General features: G+C 44.4%; 21 protein-coding genes, 1 tRNA gene and 2 pseudogenes. 18 read left to right on the forward strand and 6 right to left on the reverse strand.

Annotation, left to right across the window (positions count from 1 at the left end):
• Window positions 1–9: 9 nt before the first annotated feature.
• Window positions 10–834, reverse strand: coding sequence for a GIY-YIG nuclease family protein (locus CAFE_RS10855; protein ID WP_066647751.1), 825 nt, complete (start codon window positions 832–834; stop codon window positions 10–12).
• Complete coding sequence (locus tag CAFE_RS10860) at window positions 827–1,057, reverse strand: helix-turn-helix domain-containing protein (protein WP_066647747.1); 231 nt, start codon at window positions 1,055–1,057, stop codon at window positions 827–829. The genes CAFE_RS10855 and CAFE_RS10860 overlap by 8 nt, the downstream gene beginning before the upstream one ends.
• Before the next feature lie 164 nt (window positions 1,058–1,221).
• On the opposite strand from CAFE_RS10860, the pseudogene CAFE_RS20790 reads away from it, so the two are divergent.
• Both CAFE_RS20790 and CAFE_RS20795 read left to right on the forward strand, forming a co-directional pair.
• Window positions 1,222–1,873 (forward strand): annotated as a pseudogene (locus CAFE_RS20790) (relaxase/mobilization nuclease domain-containing protein); the annotation flags it as partial.
• 59 nt (window positions 1,874–1,932) lie between these two features.
• Window positions 1,933–2,628: pseudogene (locus CAFE_RS20795) on the forward strand (relaxase/mobilization nuclease domain-containing protein); the annotation flags it as partial.
• 396 nt (window positions 2,629–3,024) lie between these two features.
• On the opposite strand, the gene CAFE_RS10870 reads toward CAFE_RS20795, so the two are convergent.
• The gene (locus CAFE_RS10870; RefSeq protein WP_156990666.1) at window positions 3,025–3,546 is read right to left on the reverse strand and encodes a PadR family transcriptional regulator; all 522 of its coding nucleotides are present in this window, start codon (window positions 3,544–3,546) and stop codon (window positions 3,025–3,027) included.
• A 123-nt stretch (window positions 3,547–3,669) separates the two neighbouring features.
• Here CAFE_RS10870 and CAFE_RS10875 point away from each other — a divergent pair, with 123 nt between their 5' ends.
• The 4 genes from CAFE_RS10875 (at window position 3,670) to CAFE_RS10885 (ending at window position 7,164) form a co-directional block, all read left to right on the forward strand.
• Window positions 3,670–5,061: an MATE family efflux transporter gene (locus CAFE_RS10875; RefSeq protein ID WP_156990667.1), complete on the forward strand. Its 1,392-nt coding sequence runs from the start codon at window positions 3,670–3,672 to the stop codon at window positions 5,059–5,061.
• Window positions 5,062–5,209: 148 nt separating this feature from the next.
• On the forward strand, window positions 5,210–5,395 hold the full coding sequence (locus CAFE_RS19685; protein ID WP_166525114.1) for a protein-tyrosine phosphatase family protein: 186 nt from the start codon (window positions 5,210–5,212) through the stop codon (window positions 5,393–5,395).
• 179 nt (window positions 5,396–5,574) lie between these two features.
• On the forward strand, window positions 5,575–6,195 hold the full coding sequence (locus tag CAFE_RS10880; RefSeq protein ID WP_156990668.1) for a TetR/AcrR family transcriptional regulator: 621 nt from the start codon (window positions 5,575–5,577) through the stop codon (window positions 6,193–6,195).
• 12 nt (window positions 6,196–6,207) lie between these two features.
• Window positions 6,208–7,164, forward strand: a complete 957-nt coding sequence (locus CAFE_RS10885; RefSeq protein WP_156990669.1) for a ketopantoate reductase family protein — start codon at window positions 6,208–6,210, stop codon at window positions 7,162–7,164.
• 349 nt (window positions 7,165–7,513) lie between these two features.
• On the opposite strand, the gene CAFE_RS10890 is transcribed toward CAFE_RS10885, so the two are convergent.
• Window positions 7,514–8,683, reverse strand: coding sequence for an alpha/beta hydrolase (locus tag CAFE_RS10890; RefSeq protein WP_233452784.1), 1,170 nt, complete (start codon window positions 8,681–8,683; stop codon window positions 7,514–7,516).
• 5 nt (window positions 8,684–8,688) lie between these two features.
• On the opposite strand from CAFE_RS10890, the gene CAFE_RS10895 reads away from it, so the two are divergent.
• The 7 genes from CAFE_RS10895 (at window position 8,689) to CAFE_RS10925 (ending at window position 14,853) form a co-directional block, all read left to right on the forward strand.
• A complete protein-coding gene (locus tag CAFE_RS10895; RefSeq protein ID WP_233452785.1) occupies window positions 8,689–9,390 on the forward strand; it encodes a TetR/AcrR family transcriptional regulator in 702 nt (233 codons plus the stop codon).
• Window positions 9,391–9,547: 157 nt separating this feature from the next.
• Window positions 9,548–10,159 carry a TetR/AcrR family transcriptional regulator gene (locus CAFE_RS10900; RefSeq protein ID WP_233452786.1) on the forward strand — a complete coding sequence of 204 codons (612 nt, stop codon included), beginning with the start codon at window positions 9,548–9,550 and terminating at the stop codon, window positions 10,157–10,159.
• Entirely contained in the window at window positions 10,152–10,823 is a 672-nt protein-coding gene (locus CAFE_RS10905; protein WP_166525115.1) for a class I SAM-dependent methyltransferase, read from the forward strand. Before CAFE_RS10900 ends, CAFE_RS10905 begins: the two co-directional genes overlap by 8 nt.
• Entirely contained in the window at window positions 10,820–11,323 is a 504-nt protein-coding gene (locus CAFE_RS10910) for an AAA family ATPase (protein ID WP_156990671.1), read from the forward strand. Before CAFE_RS10905 ends, CAFE_RS10910 begins: the two co-directional genes overlap by 4 nt.
• Before the next feature lie 571 nt (window positions 11,324–11,894).
• Entirely contained in the window at window positions 11,895–12,320 is a 426-nt protein-coding gene (locus CAFE_RS10915) for a sigma-70 family RNA polymerase sigma factor (RefSeq protein ID WP_156990672.1), read from the forward strand.
• Between the two features lie 528 nt (window positions 12,321–12,848).
• A complete protein-coding gene (locus tag CAFE_RS10920; protein WP_156990673.1) occupies window positions 12,849–13,046 on the forward strand; it encodes a hypothetical protein in 198 nt (65 codons plus the stop codon).
• Between the two features lie 97 nt (window positions 13,047–13,143).
• Entirely contained in the window at window positions 13,144–14,853 is a 1,710-nt protein-coding gene (locus CAFE_RS10925) for a recombinase family protein (RefSeq protein ID WP_156990674.1), read from the forward strand.
• A gap of 58 nt (window positions 14,854–14,911) precedes the next feature.
• Here the strand turns inward: CAFE_RS10925 and CAFE_RS10930 are convergent.
• Window positions 14,912–15,002 (reverse strand) — tRNA-Leu (locus CAFE_RS10930).
• 388 nt (window positions 15,003–15,390) lie between these two features.
• On the opposite strand from CAFE_RS10930, the gene CAFE_RS10935 reads away from it, so the two are divergent.
• From CAFE_RS10935 to CAFE_RS10945, 3 genes are read left to right on the forward strand one after another with little or no spacing between them, the layout of a single operon-like run.
• Entirely contained in the window at window positions 15,391–15,762 is a 372-nt protein-coding gene (locus CAFE_RS10935) for a BlaI/MecI/CopY family transcriptional regulator (RefSeq protein ID WP_066644354.1), read from the forward strand.
• Window positions 15,759–15,980, forward strand: coding sequence for a hypothetical protein (locus CAFE_RS10940; RefSeq protein ID WP_156990675.1), 222 nt, complete (start codon window positions 15,759–15,761; stop codon window positions 15,978–15,980). Before CAFE_RS10935 ends, CAFE_RS10940 begins: the two co-directional genes overlap by 4 nt.
• Window positions 15,981–15,994: 14 nt before the next feature.
• Window positions 15,995–17,008, forward strand: coding sequence for a M56 family metallopeptidase (locus tag CAFE_RS10945; RefSeq protein WP_330593956.1), 1,014 nt, complete (start codon window positions 15,995–15,997; stop codon window positions 17,006–17,008).
• Window positions 17,009–17,119: 111 nt separating this feature from the next.
• On the opposite strand, the gene CAFE_RS10950 is transcribed toward CAFE_RS10945, so the two are convergent.
• The gene (locus CAFE_RS10950) at window positions 17,120–18,481 is read right to left on the reverse strand and encodes an APC family permease (protein ID WP_156990677.1); all 1,362 of its coding nucleotides are present in this window, start codon (window positions 18,479–18,481) and stop codon (window positions 17,120–17,122) included.
• Window positions 18,482–18,810: 329 nt separating this feature from the next.
• Between CAFE_RS10950 and CAFE_RS10955 the strand changes: the two genes are divergently transcribed.
• Both CAFE_RS10955 and CAFE_RS10960 read left to right on the forward strand, forming a co-directional pair.
• Window positions 18,811–19,731 carry a ComEC/Rec2 family competence protein gene (locus CAFE_RS10955; protein ID WP_066644443.1) on the forward strand — a complete coding sequence of 307 codons (921 nt, stop codon included), beginning with the start codon at window positions 18,811–18,813 and terminating at the stop codon, window positions 19,729–19,731.
• Window positions 19,732–19,745: 14 nt separating this feature from the next.
• Entirely contained in the window at window positions 19,746–19,952 is a 207-nt protein-coding gene (locus tag CAFE_RS10960) for a DUF3006 domain-containing protein (protein ID WP_066644363.1), read from the forward strand.
• Window positions 19,953–20,204: the final 252 nt, after the last annotated feature.

The raw sequence follows: 20,204 nt of genomic DNA on the forward strand, positions 1-20,204 counted from the left end.
TAACTATTGTCAAATACTCTGCCGTATCAGCTCGTCGAGTGTTTTACCGTCCTTGCTCTTCCATTCGACCCAGCCGTTGTTGCTACCGCCGAGGACAAAATCAGCGGCCCCGCTGGGTGTTTTGAATCCTATTATTTTTTTGAGATAATACTTGCCGTCACTCTGCTTAGTAATAGTTCCATCACCAAGTAGCGCCTTGCGTCGAGCATTATAGCTTTCTAATTTTGCCGGATGTGAAAAGTCAATTTCAGAATTCGGTTGCACCTCAAAATGTTCACCAGTATAGACACCATAGGCAACCACTCCCCGTCTTGACGTGGTAAAGACATTTTGAGCATCAACACCACTCATCCGATAACCCAGTGTTGCCATAACAAATTCGATTTCCTCATAGATTTCCTCTATCAACGGAAAATCATATTCTGAAATTTTGTATTTTGGAACTGCTTTGTTATCCACGCGGTAACGATTAGCATCAATGGCACGTTGAATCGAATATTTTTCAAGTCCACTGATTATATTCAGCGTAAAATGTTCGTCGTTTGCCAGAAACAAAATGGCCTTATTCCAAAAATCTTTTTTTGCATTGTGATCGTCAAGTCTCGTAATGCCATTTCGGGTCTGCCCTATGTATATCTGCGTCAACGCTCCGGTTTCATCATTGATGAGGAAATATACACCGGGGTTGTCAGTGCCGGTCAAAGCCTTTGCTTCGTTGAGATACGGGCGCGGTACTACAAATGCTTTGATTGTGGAAAGTGGACGCATATAGATTCGGATGCCATCTGGTTCTCCGTTGTGAAAAATGATCTCTATTCTTTTTGCCTTACCCATGGTGCGCCTCCACTGCCGTCTCATCTTGAATTAAGTCTATAATATCGCCGATATTCACATGAAGCGTAGCACATATTTTTCCTAGTATTGCAAGTGAAACTTCTTCGTCACGACGCAGTTTCGTCATTGTATTGGGAGCAATTCCAGCGGCTTTCCGCAAGTCAGCTTTGCTCATCTTTTTATCCACCAACAACTTCCACAGCTTGTTGTAAGAAACGGTCATTATTGTGACCTCCAGTTTCATCGCTAAATCGCATAATATAACAACATTATACAATGTTTATTGCTTGCACTCAAGTTGATTTCGCATAATTTTGCGAATCTATCGCAATTTTGATGAAAACATCTTCACAGGGGATTCCTATTTTTGTAAAGGAGGTTCTGCTCATGGCAACAACGCGGCTGATGCCGCTGCATACCGGTAAGGGACGGGACGTCGGAACGGCAATCAGTGACATTATTGATTACGCAGAGAATCCGGAGAAAACGGATTATGGTAGGCTCATCACCGGTTATGAATGCGACAGCCGGACAGCCGACGCCGAGTTCCTTTTTTCCAAGCGTCAGTATGCCGCGCTCACCGGCAGGACGCGCGGCGCGGACGATGTGATCGCCTACCATCTCCGTCAGTCCTTTGCCCCCGGTGAGGTTACGCCGGAAGAAGCGAACCGGATCGGCTGTGAGCTTGTCAAACGCTTTACGAACGGGAACCACGCTTTCATCGTCTGCACCCACATCGACAAGCACCACATCCATAATCATATCATCTGGAATTCCACGTCCCTCGACTGCACCCGGAAATTTCGAAATTTTTGGGGCAGCACAAGAGCCGTGCGGCGGCTGAATGATACGCTGTGCATCGAGAACGGGTTGTCCATCGTGGAAAATCCCAAGCGTCACGGCAAGAGTTACAACAAGTGGCTGGGCGATCAGGCAAAGCCCTCAAACCGAGAGCTTTTGCGTGTGGCATTAGACGCAGCTCTTGCCCAAAAACCCGCCGATTTTGACGCGCTCCTGAAGCTCTTGCGGGTCGCCGGATATGAAATCAATGTAGGAAAAGTCCCCGCTCTGCGCGGAAAAAATCAGAAGCGGTTTATCCGGCTGGATACGCTGGGCAGCGGCTACAGTGAAGCGGAACTTCGTGCTGTCCTCTCCGGCGAAAAAGCACACACACCGCGTAAAAAAATCATCCGGCCCATGCCGGAAAAACAGGTCAATCTGCTGGTAGATATTCAGGCCAAACTCCGCGCCGGAAAAGGCATCGGTTACGAACGCTGGGCCAAGGTGTTCAACCTCAAGCAGATGGCACAGACAGTGAACTATCTGACCGAGCACAATCTGCTGGAATACGATGCGCTGGCCGCTAAAACGGCTTTGGCAACCGCCCGGTACAATGAGCTTTCCGCACAGATCAAGGCGGCTGAGACACGGCTGGCCGAGATTGCCATTCTGAAAACGCAGATCATCAATTATGCCAAAACCCGCGATACCTATGTTGCCTATCGCAGGGCGGGCTACTCTAAAAAATTTCTCGTAGAGCATGAGAGCGACATTCTTTTGCATAAGGCGGCAAAGAAAGCGTTCGACGAACTGGGCGTGAAAAAACTTCCCACCGTCAAGAGTTTACAGGCCGAATATGTGGCGCTTCTGGCAGAGAAAAAAGCGGCTTACGCTGACTATCGCAAGGCCCGCGATGAAATGAAAGAGCTGCTGACCGTGAAAACAAACGTCGATCATCTGCTTGGCCCCGACAGGCGCGAAGCGGAAAAAGAAAAAGAGCATGGGCAGCGTTGAGCTGTCCATGCTCCCGGAAGCGTCCGCAGGACGCGCAGCCGCGCAATTTATTGTGCGATCAGAGGGGATTGGGGGCCTACCACCAACAAGCAATTTCACGGTTTTCGCGGAAGCGAAAAATCGGGAAATGGGCATCGTGGGTACCACGATGCATTGCTTGCTGGTACAGTTGAGTTAGAATAATCAGGCTATGTTGAACCCGGTGAGCCTCTGTGTTAGCATTGAAAAAACGGGACTGAAAATACAAAAAATTGCTTGCTGGGTTTCCATGCATTTGGAATTACTCATAGTGTAGACTGTCCGTTCATCCTGTGAGGACAGCATGCAAACATTATTGTACTCTATCCGTTAAGGCCATTATTATTGGAAAAGTCTAATCATTTGAACAATACTTTTTCAATTTCCTTTTAACGAGGCAACCCATGCCTCGATTGTCTGAGCCAACATTAACTGTTGCTGTAGAACCGCCATACCAGTCTTCGGAATTTCCGGGACATCTTTTTTTGTGCGGAGGCTTTCCTCCAGCTCGGATCTGAGCGTTTTGACCTGAGCTTCGATATTCGACAGACAGGTCTTCTGCGCTTCCGGCGGAAGACTTGCCAGATTTACGATGACTGCGTTGAAATCCAAAAAAAAGTGAATGGGACTTTCGGAAATTTCTTCCATCAGATCCTCAAACTCTTTTTCTCCGGCAGCAGTTAGGGAGTAGATCGCTTTTTCCGGCATTTTACCTTCTTTGACAATACTGCTTTTGACATATCCCTTTTCCTCCAACTGTATAACCTTTTTATAAATAGATTGGGTGCTAATTCTTACCCATTTGGAAATATTGCGGTACTCCACTAATTTTTGAAGTTCATAGGCACTCCGGGGTTCCTGTTTTAGCATCCCCAATACGATCAAATCAATCGTTGCCATAAAAAGCCCCCTTTACTATCTTGACAAGTACTATAATTTATAGTATTATATGCTTTGCTCAACTTAGTGCTAGTAATTATAGTACTTAATTTTTCACTATCTGTCAAGAGAAAGGGGATATTTATGGACAGTCAAAACAAGAAGATGGAATTATTGGGGAACGCGCCGATACCGAAGGCATTGTTGGCAATGGGACTTCCCACCATGATTGGCATGATGATTAACGCCTTATACAATCTGGTGGATGCTTATTTTGTGGGGGGACTGGGAACCAGCCAAATGGGGGCGATTTCCGTAGCATTTCCACTGGGACAAGTCGTCGTGGGATTAGGCTTGTTGTTCGGAAACGGCGCAGCATCCTATCTCTCCAGATTGCTGGGACGCGGCGAAAAAGAAACTGCTAACAGGGTCGCCAGCACAGCTTTATACAGCAGTGTTTTCGCAGGAATTGTTATGATCTTATTCACTATAATCTTTCTGAAACCGATTCTAAGAGTTTTGGGTGCCACAGAAAGTATTTTGCCCTACTCGATGACTTATTCCAGCATTTTCATAATAGGTTCTATTTTTAATGTGTTTAATGTCACGATGAATAACATCGTGACAAGCGAGGGCGCTGCCAAAACTACGATGTGCGCCCTGCTAATAGGCGCGGTGCTGAACATGGTCTTGGATCCCGTCTTTGTCTATACGCTGCATCTGGGTGTGGCCGGTTCTGCCATCGCAACCGTTATTTCTCAGTTCGTTTCTACGCTGGTCTATTTAGCCTACATATTTAGAAAAAAGAGCGTTTTCAGCTTTAGGATAAGTAAATGCTGCTTTTCCAAAAGTATTCTATCTGAAATCTTCAAAATCGGTGTTCCTACGCTGATTTTCCAACTACTCACAAGCCTGTCTATTGTACTGGTCAATGCGCAGGCAAAAAGCTATGGTGATTCTGCAATTGCGGGAATGGGATCTGTGACCAGGATCATTGCTATGGGGAGTTTAATAGTATTCGGATTTATCAAAGGTTTTCAACCTATCGCGGGTTACAGCTACGGCGCTAAAAAATTCGATCGTTTGCATGAAGCAACAAAGGTTTCCGCAATTTGGTCAACTGTGTTTTGCGTTGTTTTCGGATTGGTCATGGCACTGTTTTCTACGGCAGTCGTGTCGCAATTCACGAAAGGCGATACGGAAATGATTCGAATTGGACAGAATGCTTTGTTGGCAAGTGGAATTTCTTTTATGCTATTTGGCTTTTCCACCGTTTACTCATCACTATTCCTTGCGTTGGGAAAAGGAAAAGAAGGATTCTTCCTCGGCGCATGCAGGCAGGGAATCTGTTTTGTACCAGTCATTTTGTTGCTCCCGACGGTTTGGGGAATCAACGGTATTCTTTACGCACAGCCAATTGCAGATGTGCTTTCTGCCATAATTACCGTTTTTATGGCAATGCGGTTGCACAAAGAACTGGTTCATGCAAAATCCAGTATGGATACTCAATACAGGGAAATCACAAAAGCAGACTAGGCCTTGTTTGAAAAATAAAAGTTGCACAAAAGGGTAAGATTATGTAAGCTGTGTTATGCTATTTATATCATACCGGATCTCAGTAGCTGCTTACCACAAACGGAAATAGGAACGAATTATTTGAACGTGAACAAGAGAGGGTGTTGTCATGAAGACATTGAAATGGATTATTTTATTAATTGTATCAGTAGGGGTTGGCTCGTTTATTGATGTAAATATATTGGAAAAGATAGATATAAACGTTTGGCTTTCCCGGGGCATTGGTTGTCTTGTTACTGTGATTATTGCACTTCTGATGCATCATTGCTTTTTCAGAAAAAAGTCTTCAAAATAGTATAAGCATAATATGCGCTTTGACCATATAGGCGGCGTCCTTACATACTTTAGATACCTTTATCACATAGTGTTTTAGCGTTTTCGTGTTAGTTCATCTGAAATAGCCTATTGACAAATAACGAGCCCTTTCATATAATTAAACCGGCAGACGGTTTAATTATATGAAAGGAGTATACCATGTCCAGATCAAATATTCACTATATAGAAAAACGCGACGAGTTGGCAAGAAGGGTTTTTGATATCTTTATAAAAAATGGATATGAGAACACAACACTTTCGTTGATTGTTAAGGAGCTGAGAATCTCAAAAGGGGCCCTCTATCATTATTTTACGACCAAAGAGGCTTGCGCAGACGCGGCCGTAGCTTTGTGTTCAAAAGACTGCTATGAAAAGGTCGTCTGTCAAATAGATGATAATATGTCGGCAGAGAGCAATTTTAAGAGCCTTATCCTTTCCTGTTCCACATTATTTCGGGACAATGAAAAAAGCATAGAAAACATCAACACTCCTTCAAATGCCATTTTCCATCAAAAACTGATGGCTGCTTTGGTTAAATCCTTGGCGCCTCTCTATGCGAAAGTCATTACGCAAGGTATCCATGAAAAAATATTTGACGCAGAATTTCCGCTTGAGACGGCACAAATGATTCTGACGTTGACAAACTTCTATTTTGACGCAGATATGTTTGGTTGGAAACCAGAGGAAATGCCCGTAAAATTAAAGGCTTTTGAAGGTTTCCTCACAAACGCATTGAAAGCGAAGCCCGGTTTGTTCTCATTTCTTCACAATTTTGAATAAGGAAGTATTACTATGAACGTATTGATTGTCGGCACCGGTGTGATTGGAGCGCTGTATGGCTGTGCCTTATCCCAAAAGCATCATGTTGTTCACTATGTCCGTCAGGAAAAGCTCACGCTTTTGGACCAAAAGGAAATCACCTTCGATTTTATTGATGAGCGGCAGGATAAAAAGCATCAAAACACAAACGGCAGTTATACTTATCATTGTGTAGCCAATGCGAGCGATAATTATGATTTGATTATCGTCCCCGTCAAAACCTTTCAGCTTGCGGAAGCGCTGCGGACGCTGACCGCGCAAGCCCCAAACGCAAATTACCTTCTTATGACGCTTGATTGGAACATGAGCGGCGAATTTGACAAAATACTTGGCAAAAGCCATTATGTTCTTGGATATGCAGGCGGAGGCGGCACTTTCCGCGGAAATCAGCTTTGGGCCAATTTGGGAAATGACGTGATGCTTGGGGCGGTCTATCAGGAGCAGCAACCGCTTCTGAACAGCGTGAACGAAATGTTTAAGAGCTGCGGTATCATTCCTAACATCGAAGCAAACCCATTGCATTGGCTGTGGGTTCATAACGTCGGATCGGCTCCATTGGGAGCAGCTCTTGCAAAATACCACGATATGAGCCGTCTGCTGAATGATAAACGCCTTATCAAAATATCATTCAAAGCTATGCGGGAGTGCTATAAGATCTGTGAAAAGCGAGGTGTGGATTTAAAGAAGTATGACGAGGTAAAAATGATGTCCATACCGCTTTTTGTCCTCTGCCCGATGTTCCGACTGAATTTCACCAAAAATCCTGCTATGCAAAGATATACTGCCCATGCAGTGGACAGCATTGATGAAATGGTGCAGAATTTCAAAGAAATTTTTGCAACGGGCTCCTCACTCGATGTCGATATGCCTAATATGCGGTTCTTGATGAAACTTGTTTCATTTGTCGATGGTTCTGTAAATACAAAGTAATATGCGGATGAAATTATGAATGATCTCATGATATGGGGCACGCAATAATAACAAAACAATTAACAGAAAATAAAGGGCTTTCATAATCTCCCACCACGAACTGAAGCGTCTACTTGGATATTAATTTCTCTTCTACTAAACTCTTCCAATAGCGGCAGCGTCCGGTGGCTTGCCAAAGAGAAGTATACATAAGAACAGCATCGATTTCTTATCAAGGAATCGATGCTGTTTATTTCCATGTCCATTTGTTCAATTTAAATACAGGTTAATCTTATCACAAATTTCTAAATCGGGAATATAGCTTAATTATTTCCCCAAAAACACACGAACCGTTTGGCTTACAAAAAGCTCACTCTCGTTCATCCACGGGCTGTGTCCGGAATGCTCGAACCATACAAGACCTTTTTTGGGGGGCAACAAGCGAATCGTAATATTGCTGTGTCAAGGAAACCGGAGCGTTCGCATCGTGCCTTCCAAGGAAGAAATAAACCGGAATTTTCAGCTTTGCATACTTCTTTCTCAGATCAATATCATAAAGCTGCGGGTACACGTGATTGAAGGTATGAATCACACCCCTAAGATAATTAACGGAGTCCACAAGGCCATATTCCGGTGACAACATATCCCTCAATGTATGATAACCGCCGTTGGTTATCTGAGGGTCTTTTTCCATATAATCAGACAGATAATTCAGATAGACAGCTGACTTCCATGTAACGTCTTGACCATAATAAGGCGGAATACCATTGGTAACCAGCTTTTGCACGGTTTTTTCATCGTTTCTTGCCTTTGCCAGCTCCATCACCTTTTTGTAGTCCGTTATTTCTGTCTCTTTAAAGTCTACCATCTGGCCGGTACCAATAAAGGCGTGATATTTTTCGGGAGCCGCGTCTGACAGAAAAATTCCCAGTGCACTGCCCCACGATTCTCCCATGAGATAGATTTTCTCAGTTCCAAAGCGTTTTCGCAAAAGTTCTGTAAGAGCAAGGCCGTCTTTGACATATGTACCAACCGTAATTGTTTCGTTTGAAACAGCGTTGTATGACTTGCCGCTGCCCGGCTGATCCCAGTTCACGACGACAAAGCGTTCCTCCAATCCTGCAAGTGCATAGCGTGTTGCCGCCATCTGCGTCCCTCCGGGGCCGCCTGCCAAAAACAAAAGCACTGGATTGCTGCGGTTCTTTCCCCGAATGCTGATCCATTCCTGATGACCGTTCAACTCGACTTGATAGAGTTCCGCGATACTGTTTGCCTGTACCTTTCCATTTTGATCCAGTATCTGCGGCGTGTGGGCAGCAAATTGGCTGAGCGCAATGAGAATTGTCATTAATACAGCCAAGCTGGCTAAGAGGATGGCAGTTTTTTTCAAACGAACCCCCGCCGTTTTCGGCGAAACCCTTTTTCGCTTGCAAATTGCAATTTGAACAGCACAAACCAGCGAGATAATCAAGCTTATAACGACTGCTGCGAGCAGAATTGCTGCAATGATAGCCATAACCATTTCTTTTTCATTCCTCATTCCACATGTATCTGTTGTTCGACCGACGGTCGAACAATGAGATTATACTATTTTTTCGACCGCTGGTCAAGTATGCTTTTTTGCGTTATACTATGTTGTGGAAGGTGAAAAAGATGGATAAAGCAAACATCATATTAGACGCGATGAAGACGCTTCTGGAACAGGATGATGGAGCATCTTGTTCCGTAAGCGATATTGCAAAAAAAGCAGGCATCGGCAAAGGCAGCATTTATTATTACTTCAAATCCAAGGATGAAATATTTGATGCGCTGGTGGAAAGGGAATATCATCAAATCATTGAAAATTGCAGAGTTCTGATGAACCGCAGTTATGCCGATGCGGCTCAAAAATTCGCGCTGCTGTTTCGAAGCTACCGCAGTTCAACCAGTCTGCTTGCGATGGATCATTACTTGCATCAGCAACAAAACGCAGCCATTCATCAAAAATCGCTTGCAAAGATATTGTCTTCCCTTTCACCAATCGTAGCGGATATTATCCGGCAAGGAGTGGAAGAAAAATCATTCCGTTGTGAGAAGCCTCAGGAAACAGCAGAAATCATTTTATCGGTTTACTGCTTTCTATATGACCCCGGAATCTTCAAATGGACACCGGAACAGTTAAAAGAGAAAGCATCCGCATTGGCCACCTTACTGGAGAACGGTTTATCAGCGGCAAAGGGAAGTTTCCAATTTCTTTATCAAACATAATTTCTTCTGAAATCGGGGATTTTTCTTTATTTCAAATGCCCAAGCAGTTTGCGGCCTATTGACATCATATAAATATTTGATATAATGATAACATACGTTGCGCAACATAAGTTACCTATTTACGCACAGCTGGTTTCCTTTGGGAGCCAGTCTGATTATGGTACATCGTTATTCAAACGAAAAAGGAGTTTTTGAGATGCCGCCAAAGCCAACGACCAGCAAAGAGGAGATATTGAGCGCCGCTATTTCCTTGGTACGAGAATATGGCATGGAGAGTGTTAATGCTCGGAGCATTGCTTCAAAGTTGAACTGTTCGACGAAACCTTTATTTCGTATCTATGAAAATATGGACGCTCTAAAAAAAGATGTCATTGCTCAACTCGACCTATACTATAACACGTTCATGGAATCTCGAATGAGTGACGATAATCGTCTGCTAACGCAAGGAATTTCTTACATTGAATTTGCAAGACAAGAAAAAAATATATTTAATACTCTTTTTATGGATAAAAACTGTGCGGGAAAAAGCATTGAAGAAATCCTTGATGCTGATTGGAACCAACGTTCCATTATGAATGCCCAAAAAATAACGGGACTTAGCTTGGAAAACACTCGAAACCTATTCCGGGATGTATGGCTTTATTCGCACGGAATCGCAACTCAAATTGTGTCAGATGATATCAATTTACCATCAGAAGAAGTTGTTCAACTGATAAGAAATGCTTTTAAGCGATTTTCTATTGTAATGAAGGAGAATGAACATGAATGAAATGCCAGAAGAAATGATAACTTTCTTTAACACACGAGCCGAGATATACGACGCTCAGCAGATTAAAAATATCGACGGAGGTAAAAAATGCTATCACGAAATAGCTCAATATATCCCCGATCATGCAAAAACACTATTGGATCTGGGATGCGGGACAGGATTAGAATTGGAGTCTATTTTTAAGAGATTTCCTGAAATAGATGTAACGGGCATTGACCTCGCAGATAAAATGCTAGAGAAACTGGCTGCAAAATATTCAAGATATTCGATCAATTTAATCAATGGCAACTACTTGTCTGTGGATATGGGTGCAGGAAAATATGATGCGGCGATATCAGTTATGTCCTTTCATCATTTTACTCATTCGCAGAAACTGAAGCTCTACACCAATATTTGCCGCTCGCTAAAAAGCAATGGAGTTTTTATTGAATGTGATTATATGGTTGGGTCCAATGACAGTGGCATAGAGGCACATTTTTTATCGGAGAGAGAAAAACTCCTGACGGATCATAATCTCACGGAAGATCTCTATCACTATGACATTCCTTTTACGATAGAACACGAAGTGTCGTTATTAACCGAATCCGGGTTTCAGTCAGTCAAGAAGGTATGGGGTGTTGAGAACACGATTATGCTTTTGGCAACGAAACAGGAGAAAAAATGAAGAGACTGATTTTTGTCAATGGGACTATGGGAGTCGGAAAGACATCGACTTGCAAAGAACTTCTCGGTATACTACAACCAAGTGCGTTTTTGGATGGAGATTGGTGTTGGTGCATGAATCCCTTCCGAGTTACAGATGAAACAAAGCATATGGTAGAAAGCAATATTTGCTTATTACTGAATAGTTTTCTATCTTGCTCAGAGTATGAAAACGTAATCTTCTGCTGGGTTATGCATCAGGAATCGATCATAAATAGTTTGTTGGGCAGATTGAATTTGACAAATGTTGATGTATACAAAATTACGCTGTCTGTTTCAAAAGAAGCACTTACGCAAAGGCTCAATAGAGCTGTTGAAAATGGTGAAAGAACGTCCGATGTTTTACAAAGAAGTTTGGATAGACTTCCATTATATCAAGAGATGAATACTATTCACATTGATGTAAGCAATATTTCACCTGTTCAGGTGGCCGGGAAAATAATAGAAATTATCGGTAATTAGGGAATGTTAGCATAAGTTTAGATATACAATCTGCCATTTGCGGCAATAAAAAAAACCGCAGTTTTGGCAGATCATTAAGTATGCTAAAATTGCATATTTAGAAACCAAGCAGCGGTTTTGAAATGAAATTCAAGGCCGCTGCTTCTTTTTGAAAAAACAGTGTGCAGAGGACGTAATAACTGTGCTCTTTTTTAACCATTGATACAGCGGCGGTTTTGGGACAGGAGATCTTTATGTACCCAAAGTCGATGCTTCTCGTATGGGAGGAACCGTTACACCACCGTAACGGTTTGGTTTAGCTGACAGCCTAATCCTTCGTAATTTCAAAAATTCCATTAAATTCACGGGCGAATACTGTGCCCATTTTACATTTAACACCTTGCGGGACTTTTCCTGCATAGGTGCTTTTTTATTTCTTGTTTCGGTATCAGAGGACAAGCCCCCTCACTTCGAGCCAACTTGGCCCGGAGTCCGCGTCGGCCCTGTGCGTCATATTTTTTACTGTTGCCGGTCCCCACCTTCCTTTGTTTCGATTTGCCCCAACCCAAAAATCGAAACGGAGGAATATAAAATGGTCAAAATCAATCTACGGAAATACTATCCCGATTTCTATACCACCGACTGCATCATTGAGGTGCCGGACGAGGTTGCGGCGCTCATGGATTCTTATGAACACGCCGAAGCTGCCTACTATTTGCGGAGATACCGTCACAAGGCGTATTACTCTCTGGATCGCGGCGATGGCATTGAGCATGACATCCTGTTCGTATCCCTGTCCCCCTGCGAGATCTATGAGCGCAAAGTGACGGTCGAGCAGCTTCATGCCGCCATCGCCGCTCTGCCGGACAAGCAGGCCAAACGCATCTATGCCTATTACTTCTTGGGGATGAGCAAAAGCGCCATTGCCAAGACAGAGCACGTTAATGAGTGTACGGTTCGCGAATCTATTACATCCGGACTGAGAAATATGGAAAAATACTTAAAACACTTTGTCTGACCCCCGAATCAGCCTCAAAAATGAAAAGGTTTATGAGGGATAGGTTTTTATCCTTCACTGAACCTTGAAAATTTTATAAGGGACAAGCCGGATACATACCGCGAGCAGCGGCATGCAGGGAGCCGGGCGGCGGGTGCGCCACGATCTTTCCTTACGCGGGAGAGGGTGATTGGATATCAGCGTAACGGGAAGGGAGCGAAGAACACAATCACCGCAGGCAGAGCAGCGTCTTTCAGACGCAGGGCAGCTCTGTGGCAATCATCTGTATGTAATGAAACTTCCGTTCAGTCACAGTCCGAGCGTGATAAAACCGTCGCAGGCAATGAGAACGGCCCGCCATCAGCATGGGGGGAGGTGCGATTCCTATGGTAACAGGTACGCCGCCTGTTCGTCCGGAATGTCTGTAAACACAAAAAAGCAATCGAAACAAAGGTACAGCCGCGCCGTAATTGCTCCGCATTGCCCACGATGGCAATGCAAATACGAAATATGCGGCGCGGCTGTCTTTATTTAGACGGAGGCATAACGGTGAAAAAAACGAAAGCTACTGCTTACAACAGCAATATACCGCCCGGAACTTCGGGGCGCAATCGTCTAGATCAAACATCTACCTATAAGGTAGATGGCAAGACTTTCATTGTTGAGCCTGTTTTTCAGACAGAAGGGCATGACACGCTGGGAACCATTTTAATACGACTGATGAGGGCCGACGCAGATCGGCTTTGATAATAAGTGCCAATGCGGCAAGCGTGACAATCGGCGGTCAATATGGTATACCTTTCACTGTAAATACTGCTTATTTGACTGCCGGAAAGGAGAATTTATGAAACAGTCAAATAGGAGAAAAAACCGAGAAGACACAGCCTTCCTTTATGAGCGGCTGTCACGCGATGACAACCTTGAGGGTGAAAGCTACAGCATAAGCAATCAGAAAAAACTTTTAATAAAGGTTGCCAAAGAAAAGGGATATACCAACCTTATCCACTTCTCGGACGATGGCATTTCCGGTGTTACAATGGAGCGACCCGGTTTTGTGGCGATGATTCAAGAACTTGAGGAAGGCCATGCAGCGGCTGTTTTCGTAAAAGATATGTCGCGCTTGGGCAGAAACTACATTGAGGTTGGAAAACTCACGGAGGAATTTCTCCCCGATCATGACATCAGGCTTGTCGCGGTTTCCGACAACGTGGATACCGCCGAGGGAGAAAATGAACTGACACCGATCCGCAATCTGTTCAACGAATGGTATGCCCGTGATATCAGCAAGAAACGGCGCATCAGCAATAAAATCAAGGGAAATGCCGGGGAACCGATGGGACAGCCGCCTTACGGTTACATCAAGGACCCGGATAATCCAAAGCGCTGGATTGTGGATGAGGAAGCCGCCACCGTAGTTCGCCGGATTTATCAGATGACGCTGGACGGCTTTGGACCGGAGCAGATCGCCGCCGCACTGGAAAGGGACAGTATCCTGACTCCAATATCTTATTGGCAAACACGAGGCGTTAACCGCCCTGGCAAGCATAAAGATGCGCCGCCTACAAAATGGAACAGTTCGACCATCACGAAGATTCTTTCCTTACAGGAGTATTGCGGGGACGTTCTCAATTTCAAGACGTACAGCAAATCCTATAAGAATAAGAAGCGAATCGAGAACGATCATGACAATTGGGTTATCTTTAAGGATGTGCATGATCCGGTCGTTGATCGCGCCACATGGGAGAAGGTGCAGCAGAAACGGGGTAAAATCCGTAAGCGGAAAACAAATGAAGGGGAAACCAATATGTTCTCCGGTTTACTAGTCTGTGCCGACTGCGGACACAATCTGCATTATCACTTCAATCAGGGCAACCCGGATATCAAGTATTTCAATTGTTCCAATTACAAGGGTAATCGGGGTACTTGCACTTCTACCCATTATATCCGTGTTGACTTTCTGGAACAGGTCGTGCTGGGGGAAATCCGCAGGCTCACAAAATTTGCGAACAAATATGAGGATGAATTCGTCAAAGCGGTTATGGGGCATTCCCAACAAACGTTGGAGCTTGATCGGCAGAAAAAGCAAAAGGAATGTAATTCTCTGTTGGCCCGCGATAAAGAGATTGACCGACTGTTTGATCGAATGTATGAGGACAATGTGGCCGGGAAAATTTCCGACGAGCGGTTTTCAAAAATGACCAAGCAGTATGAAGATGAGCAGAGCGGATTAGCAGGGCGGATAAAAACGCTGAGGGCCGAGCTTGATAAAGAAAGCCGTCAATCTGTGGGCACGGATATGTTTATTGCCACTGTGCGTAAATATACCAGAGCCAGAAAGCTCACGCCGCGTATGCTGAATGAGCTGATCGACCACATTGAAGTTCATCAGGCCGAAAAGGTGAACGGCGTATACGTCCAGAAGCTGACCATTCATTATAATTGTATCGGCTCCATTGAGATACCGGATATCTCATCCCTGCCGGAACCGGATGTTCTGATACAGACAAGAAAAGGAGTAGCCGTAAGCTACTCCCAAGCGCAGATGGCAGGATAAGCATATAAAAAACCGAGTGTCCTTACAGCACTTTCAAATACTATAAGAACACTCGGCATGGTGCGAGAGGCGGGACTTGAACCCGCATGAACGTTGAATGGTTCACAAGAACCTGAATCTTGCGCGTCTGCCAATTTCGCCACTCTCGCGACTCAGCTTGTATATCTTATCATACGATTCTGCACTTGTCAACCTTTTTAAATCATTTTTTAGAGCTTTGTAGGGCACTTCCACAGCAGCTCCAATTAAGGCGGCAAATAATCAGCTTTATTAATCTGTAATATCACCTGACTGAAACAGCTTGAATGCCTTTGGAAGAAAATCGACGAACATCCTGATGCTGATTTTTCTCAGAATTCTTAGGTGAATCTGAGAACCCGTTTATAACCGTGATGTCGATGGAAATGCAAAGGAAATGTCTTCAAGCAATTTTTATCTCATGGAGCCTGTTAGCCGTTGACAAAGGCGTTCTACTGTAGTAGCATAATAGCGTATTCATTCTACTATAGTAGAATATCTATAAAAAGAGGCTAGTTAATGCAAAAATTATTTGATTCAGAACTGAAAATAATGGATGTTCTTTGGAAAAATGGAGATACCACCGCAAAACGGATGGCTGAAATCCTGAAAGAGCAAGTCGGATGGAGCAAGACCACAACCTATACCCTCATCAGTAGATGTATCCATAAGGGGACCGTTGAGCGTATGGAACCAAATTTCTTATGCCATCCCCTTGTGAGCATCGGACAGGCGCGAGAGCTTGAAACAACGGAACTAATTAACAAAATGTATGATGGCGCCGCCGATCAGTTAGTGGCTTCCATTTTAGGGCGCAAAAACCTGTCCCCGGAAGAAATTGAAAAGCTGAAGCAGCTTGTCAACAGCCTGGAATCAGGGGGCCGTTTATGAACCTGTTGGAAATGAGCCTTTCAGCTTCCATTCTTATTCTGGTTATTGTGGTCATTCGTGCGCTGCTGCTGCACAGTCTGCCGAAAAAGACCTTCCTTGCGCTGTGGGGAATGGCCCTGTGCCGCCTGTTAATCCCATTTTCCCTTCCGCCAAGGTTCAGCGTTTTTACCGTTGCAGACATGCTAAGAATCGACTCTTTTGAGAAAGGGGTCCACTGACCGGGATAACTGTTATCGCCAATCATGCGGTCTTCACAGGAAATACTTCCGCATTGCCGGAAACGGTGTATAAGAATATATCCCCCATATTGGTAATCTGGCTGATCGGCCTGATTGTCTGCGCCTTGTTTTTTCTTATAACACATCTTCGCTGCAGGAAAGAATATCAGACCGCGCTTCCGGTTGATAATGCGTTCGTGAAGTGTTGGAAGCGGGATCACCCAACGAGAAGAAACGTTCAAATCCGGCAGTCAGACAAGATTGTGTCTCCATTGACCTATGGAATATTTCGCCCGGTTATACTCTTCCCAAAGCGAACCGATTGGACAGATGAAGCCCCGCTGCGCTATATCCTTATGCATGAGTTTGTTCATATCCGGTGCTTGGATATATTGATAAAACTCCTATTTGCAATCTCGTTATGCATTCATTGGTTCAACCCCTTTGTGTGGTTGATGTATGTACTGGCAAATCGGGATATTGAGCTTTCTTGTGACGAAACAGTTGTGCGGACATTTGGAGAAACAACAAAATCTGCTTATGCACTAACATTAATTGGGTTAGAAGAAAAGAAAAGCCATCTTACCCCTCTAGTAAACAATTTTGGTAAAAATGCAATTGAAGAAAGGATTGTGTCAATTATGAAATTTAAAAGAACTTCATCTTTTTGTATAGTTGGTGCTATTTGTTTAGTGATTGGGGTAACAACAGTTTTTGCAGCTTCTTTTCAAAATAATAACCACAATATGAATTTACCGGAAAAATTTAATAGCCAATATATTATCGAATTATCCCAAGGGCATCATACAGGAGATTTGGATCCACAAAATGTATTTTTGACCTATCTTTCTGAGAAAAAATATAAATTAGAGGATTTTAAATTACAACAGGATGAAGATATGAAGAGGACATACGTGTATCCGGCTGGAAACGTTGAAATTCAATTGACCGCTTACGATGTAAAAACTTCAAATGGGGATATCGTTAGAGTCTGGGACGCGCGGCAATTTTCGTATCATGAATTTTAGCATTTATCTTTAACTAAATCGCTTGTTCATTGATTTCTTTTGACCTTCCGCAAAGAGGATACGGCCAGAGAAGCTGAACCTGTAAAAATATTATCTCCCGTTTGACTTGCCTTATCTGAGCTTTTTTCTATAAGGGTCAAACGGGATTCCAATACACATGATTACTCCGAATATCATTAAATAGTAAACGACCGACACTCCATGTGCGATACATGCCGCGATCATCATGAACACGCAGCCCAAAATAGCAAACGTCGGCATGACAAACCGATTAAATACATTCAGCTCTTTTCCTTTCATGAGAAGAAGCAGAAAAATGGGGATATAGCCGGCATACAGAGTGATGATTGGTAGTTCCGAGGTATCAAAGCAGAATGGCCCGAACCAAGGCCTTGTCTGAAGAACGGCACCAAAGAAATAAAGCAGCCAGACACCGCACAGCAAAAGACCCAAGACCGAGGAGTTGCCGGGCATGTTAGTCACAGGATCCACTTGACTGAATACTTTCGGCATGGGACCGGAACCGCGGACCGCCAGAGAATACATGCCTCTGGTGCATCCGAGCATCAGGCCGTTCAGGGTTCCGAGACAGGATATGATGACAAAAACAAAAATCAGGGATCCGCCGACCGGCCCGAAGATTTTCCGGAAAGCAAGTTCTGCTCCGGCCTGACCGTTTTTCATCAATATTTCCGTCGGTACAACTCCCGCGAGGCCGATGTAATAAAAAACATAGACGGCGACGACAATCAGCGAACCCCAGATCAGAGCTCTCGGCAGATTTTTTTTGGAATCTTTCAGTTCCGAGTTAATCGATGTCGCAATAATCCAGCCTTCATATGCGAATGCAACCGCAACAACGGATGCGAACAAGCCCCCGCCGGTGCTGGAGCCGCTTTCCGCAGCCTGTGTGAAATTCCGCACCGTCATGCCGTTAGAAAGACCGATCAAAGTGCCGGCAACCGACATTAAGAGCAGCGGAATGAGCTTGATGACCGTGGTTGTAACCTGAAATTTACCTGCGAGAACAGGGGACAGTGCGTTCAGGGCATAACTGCCGACCAGATAGAAGCAGGTGATCGTCATGCAGGGTCCCCCTGTAATATCCCAGCCCAGCAATACGCAGGTAAACCGGGCGGAAACCCATGCCAGCACGGAAGTCAGGGTCGGATTATAAATCACAGCCATGAACCATCCGACGTAATAGCCGTATCTTCTTCCGACCGTCATTTCCGCGTAGTCGACAATGCCGTTTACCTTTTCGTACTTTGTGGCCATGGTTGCAAATGTATAGGAGCAGACGATCATAATGAAACCCACAATCAGCCATGCGGCGATTCCCATCGGCATATTGCCTCCCGTTGCCTTCAGAACCGCCTCCGCTTTAAAAAATACACCGCTTCCAATCACAATTCCAACGACCATTGCAATGGCTGTCAACAAGCCGTACTTTTTTTTTAAAGTACTTTCCATAAACCGTTTCCTCCCTAAGAACCCGTTTGTTCCCTGCAAAAGTAAAATTATCGACGGGTTTAAACTTTTTTAAGTATATCAATTTAAATCGCTAAAAACAATTGAAATATTTCATTTTATCCGTTTAATTTAACTCTGAATATTAATATGGAAAGAAGTCCGCTCTTTTTATTTGGCGGAGTTGTTGCCGTTCGACGCGATCTTTTTGTGGAAATGCTTTTTTTTCGAAGCTGTTACTTTAAAATTGATCTTGCCAAAGATTGGGACCGAAGGTATGATAAATAAGTATGCGTAAATCTGAAACATAAAGAGAGGATTCCATGAGAAGAATGAAACAGCGACCATTCTGGCCTTTAATGATTTTGATTATCCTTGCTGTTGCGGCGGTAGTTTCCATGCAGCCGCAGAAGCGTGGGACGGCTAGCCTTACTCCGTCAAACTCGCCGGAACGGCGTAACCAGCTGACGGTGTACTACCTTGACGTCGGGCAGGGGGATTCCGAATTCATTGAGTTGCCGGACGGGCGCAGTATGCTCATTGATGCCGGTAACCCGGAAAACGGAGGCCAGATTGCCCGCTTTTTAGACACGCAGTCGATTAAAAAAATCGATTATCTGGTGGCGACGCATCCTCACGCGGATCATATCGGCGGAATGCCGCAGGTGGTTCAGTCCATTGATATTGGTTCCGTTTATATGCCAAAGGTGTCAGCGACAAGCAGAACTTTTGAGAATTTGCTGTCTTCCATTCAAAAGAAGGGGCTGCAAATCCAGACTGCCCGGGCCGGTGTTACCCTGTTGGACCGCGGAGATCTGAAAGCCGTACTCGTCGCGCCGGTCGGAAGCGGGTACAACGATCTGAATCAGTATTCCGCCGTGATTAAGCTGTCTTATGATAACACGTCTTTCCTTTTTATGGGCGACGCCGGCGCGCAGTCGGAAAAGGAGATAACGGCCGATGTCCATGCGGACGTGCTGAAGGTAGGGCACCATGGCAGCGATACGGCTTCAACAGAGGCCTTTTTAAAACGGGTCTCACCGCGATATGCGGTGATCGAGGTCGGAAAAGATAATTCATATGGTCATCCGGCGGAATCGACACTGAAAAAGCTACGGCGAATCGGCGCTGAAATTTACCGTACCGACGAGGACGGAACCATAAAAATTCAGTCCGACGGGAACAATATAACGGTTGAGGAGCATGTGCCCGGCATGGAAGAAGCGGATGCGTCCATGCGGCCCGCAGCTTGAGAAAGGGGAGCAAGATGGAAGCGGTGATTGAACGGTTTGAAAAAGATCAGTGCATCCTTGAATTTGAGGACGGACGGCTGATTTCATTTCCCAAAAATCTTCTGCCCGAGGAGGCGCAGGAGGGGGATGTGCTGGATCTGGGGGTTAAAATCAATCGTGAACGAACCGTCGCAAGACGTGAGAAGATTCAAAAGATGATGGATGAAATTTGGCTGGACTGAATGACGGAGCTTCTTCCGTGCTTTTCACAAGAAATTGAAAAGATCTGGAAAACATTGATTGGGATTACCAGAAAAGCGGATGTTTGCCAAAAATTTTTCTTGCATTCAGGAAGAAAAATTACTATAATTCTCCAAAATAATTAAATTTAAGCAATATTCCTTTCTGCTATTTCCTGCCTCTTTTTGGCTTATAAAATAGTAGCACTGACCTGAATTCCCAAAAATCGGGTCCGAACTTAACAGCAGAAAGGG

The sequence above is a fragment of the Caproicibacter fermentans genome, from assembly GCF_009746625.1.
In the GTDB taxonomy this organism is placed as follows: Bacteria; Bacillota; Clostridia; order Oscillospirales; family Acutalibacteraceae; genus Caproicibacter; species Caproicibacter fermentans.